At 65.0% G+C, this 3,715-nt stretch carries 2 protein-coding genes; both read left to right on the top strand.

The annotated features are described in order from the left end of the window. Positions 1-181: 181 nt before the first annotated feature. Positions 182-2,374 carry an RNA degradosome polyphosphate kinase gene (locus tag MOV75_RS30685; protein ID WP_247007187.1) on the top strand — a complete coding sequence of 731 codons (2,193 nt, stop codon included), beginning with the start codon at positions 182-184 and terminating at the stop codon, positions 2,372-2,374. A 15-nt stretch (positions 2,375-2,389) separates the two neighbouring features. Beyond that, the coding region (ppx, locus tag MOV75_RS30680; RefSeq protein WP_247007186.1) for an exopolyphosphatase at positions 2,390-3,715 on the top strand (1,326 nt) is incomplete at its 3' end.

The following is a 3,715-nucleotide window of genomic DNA, read 5'->3' as shown; positions in this document are numbered from 1 at the left end:
CGCCGAGCTCTTGCGGGACGCCTGATCGGCCTGCGCGGCCCGCCCCCCCACGCCAGACCCGCTTGACGGGGCGGAGCGGCGGAACATCAATGTCATCGAAACGTCATCGCTCTAACACATGCTCCGGCCGGTTTTGCGCGTAAGTCGCAAGGTAAGGCGAGACAGGATGGACCGACTTCTGATGGATTCCGCGCAAACCATTGAAATTAAAGAGAAAATCCAGGAGACCGAAAGCCTGCCGGCGATCGCATCGAGCCCCGAGCGATTCATCAACCGCGAGCTTTCCTGGCTGCATTTCAATCGTCGCGTCCTGGAGGAATCGGTCAATCCGAGCCACCCCATGCTCGAGCGCGTGCGATTCCTGTCGATTTCAGCGAATAACCTCGACGAATTCTTCATGGTCCGCGTCGCCGGCATCAAGGCCCAGGTGCGCGAGGGCATTGCCGAACGCAGCCCCGACGGCCTGACGCCATCCGAGCAGCTCGCGCTGATCAACCGCACCGTCTCCGAACTCGCCTCCGACCAGCAGGCGATCTGGCGCGACCTGCGCGGCACGCTGGCCGATGTCGGCATCGTGCTGGTTGAGGGCAAGGAAGTCACGAAGGCGGAACGGACCTGGATCGAGGACTACTTCCTCAGCAATGTGTTCCCCCTGCTGACGCCGCTGGCGATCGACCCGGCCCACCCCTTCCCGTTCATCCCGAGCCTCGGCTTCACCATCGCGCTCCAGCTCACGCGCGCCGCCGACGGCAAGCAGATGAACGCGCTGATCCGCATGCCCGGCAAGATCGACCGCTTCATCCGCCTGCCGGCTGACGGCAAGGTCGTCCGGTTGATCTCACTGGAGCAGGCGACCGCCCTGTTCATCAACCGCCTGTTCCCCGGCTACAATCTGCACGGCCAGGGCGCTTTCCGCATCATCCGAGACTCCGAACTCGAAATCGAGGAAGAGGCCGAAGACCTCGTCCGCCTGTTCGAGACCGCGCTGAAGCGCCGCCGCCGCGGCTCGGTGATCCGGCTCGAGATCGACGCCAAGATGCCGGAAGAGCTGCGCAACTTCGTGCAGCATGCGCTCTCGGCCGCCGACGACGAGGTGTTCCTGGTCGACGGCGTGCAGGCGATGAACGAGCTCTCGCAGCTCACCCGCCTCGACCGGCCCGATCTCGAATTCACCCCGTACGTGCCGCGCCATCCCGAGCGCGTGCGCGAGCATGGTGGCGACATCTTTGCCGCGATCCGGCAGAAGGACCTCGTCGTCCATCACCCCTACGAATCCTTCGACGTGGTGGTGCAGTTCCTGCAGCAGGCGACGCGCGACCCCGATGTCGTCGCCATCAAGCAGACGCTCTACCGCACCTCCAGCAACTCGCCGATCGTGCGCGCGCTCGTGGAAGCCGCCGAGGCCGGGAAATCCGTCACGGCGTTGATCGAATTGAAGGCGCGCTTCGACGAGGAAGCCAACATCCGCTGGGCACGCGACCTCGAGCGAGCCGGCGTGCAGGTCGTCTATGGCTTCCTCGAACTGAAGACGCACGCAAAACTCTCGATGGTGGTACGCCGCGAGGGCGGCAGCCTCACCACCTATGTTCATACCGGCACCGGCAATTATCACCCGGTCACCGCGCGCATCTACACCGACCTCTCCTACTTCACCTCCGATCCGACCATCGGCCGCGATGCCGCGCGCGTGTTCAATTTCATCACCGGCTATGCCGCGCCGAGCGATCTGGAAAAGATGGCGGTGTCGCCGCTGACCTTGCGCAAGCGCATCATCGAACACATCCAGGGCGAGACCGCGCATGCACGGCACAGCCGGCCCGGTGCGGTCTGGATGAAGATGAACGCGCTGGTCGACCCCGACATCATCGACGCGCTCTACGAGGCCTCACAGGCCGGCGTGCAGGTCGAGCTCGTGGTGCGCGGCATCTGTTGCCTGCGCCCCGGCATTCCCGGCCTGTCCGAGAACATCCGCGTCAAGTCGATCATCGGACGCTTCCTGGAACACGGCCGAATCTACTGCTTCGGCATGGGCCAGGGCCTGCCGAGCGCGAAAGCGGCTGTGTATATCTCCTCGGCCGACATGATGCCGCGCAACCTCGACCGCCGCGTCGAGGTGCTGTGTCCGCTGCAAAATCCCACGGTGCATCAGCAGGTTCTCGAGCAGATCATGGTCGCCAACCTGAAGGACAATGAGCAGAGCTGGCAATTGTTGCCGGACGGGTCCTCAACGCGTATGAAGACCGCGAAGGGCGAGGAGCCTTTCAATGTCCACAACTACTTCATGACAAATCCGAGTCTGTCTGGCCGTGGAAAGTCGCTCAAGGAATCCTCGCCGCGTCGTCTCACGCGCCGGAACGAACGCCATCAATCCTGATCAGGGATTTCCGACGTGAAGCGGCCGCGCAAGCGCGGCTCGAGCGTCGCAGTCATTGATATCGGTTCCAACTCGGTCCGTCTCGTCGTCTACGAGGGGCTGACGCGGAGCCTCATTCCGATCTTCAACGAGAAGACGCTGTGCGGCCTCGGGCGCGAGGTGCAGAGCACCGGCCTGCTCGCACCCGACGCCGTCGACAAGGCGCTGACCTCGCTCAAGCGCTTTCGCGCCTTGTGCCGTGTGATGCAGGTCGGACGCGTGTTCGCGATCGCGACCGCCGCCTGCCGCGACGCTTCCAACGGCCCCGATTTCATCGCCAAGGCCGAACGCATCTGCGCCGTGAAGATCGAGATCCTGTCGGGCCCGCGCGAGGCGCGGCTGTCGGCCCTCGGTGTGATCTCGGGCATCCATCATCCCGACGGCATCGTCGGCGACCTCGGCGGCGGCTCGCTCGAATTGATCGACGTGCGCAGGAACAGCGTGCGCAGCGGCGTGACGCTGCCGCTCGGCGGACTCGCACTCCAGGATCTCGCACACAAATCGCTCAAGCGCGCCGACCGCATCGTGCGCGAGGCGCTCGACGAGGTGCAGCAGCTCACTGCTGGCCGCGGCCGCACCTTCTATGCCGTCGGCGGCACCTGGCGCGCGCTCGCGCGCATCCACATCATCCAGAGCGGCTATCCGCTCCAGGTGATGCACGGCTATTCGATTTCCGCGGCCGAAGCGCTCGATTTTTCGCGCCGGCTGCGCCGTCTTGCGGCCAGCAATATGCTCGCCGACATCGAGATCGTCGCCGATGCAAGGCGCCCGCTCCTCACCTATGCCGCGCTGGTGCTCGAGCACATCATCCGGGTCGCCAAACCAAAGACCATCGTGTTCTCGACCTTCGGCGTACGCGAAGGCCTCTTGCACGAGAAGCTGCCGGAGTCCGAACGCAACAAGGACGGGCTGATCTGCGCGGCCGAAGAGCTCAACCAGCTCCTGTCGCGCTCAGCCAAGCACGCCCGCGAGCTGATCGCCTGGACCGATCGTCTGGCGCGCGTCGTGAAGCTGCGCGAGACCGAAGAGGACCGCCGCCTGCGCCACGCCGCGTGCCTCTTGTCCGACATCGGCTGGCGCGTGCATCCCGATCATCGCGGCGAGCAGACGCTGAGCCTCGTCGTCAACGGCAATTTCGGCGCGATCACCCACACCGAGCGCGCCTTCGTCGGCCTGTCCGTGTTCTATCGCTATGCGGGCCTCAGCGAGGAGAACCAGCCGCCGGTCACGATGCAGGAGCTGCTGACGCCGGCGCAGCTCGAACGCGCCCGCCTGCTGGGCGCGGCCTTCCGCGTCGCCCAT

The sequence above is a fragment of the Bradyrhizobium sp. PRIMUS42 genome (assembly GCF_023006515.1).
In the GTDB taxonomy this organism is placed as follows: Bacteria; Pseudomonadota; Alphaproteobacteria; order Rhizobiales; family Xanthobacteraceae; genus Bradyrhizobium.
This window is presented reverse-complemented; position numbering and strand designations above follow the sequence as displayed.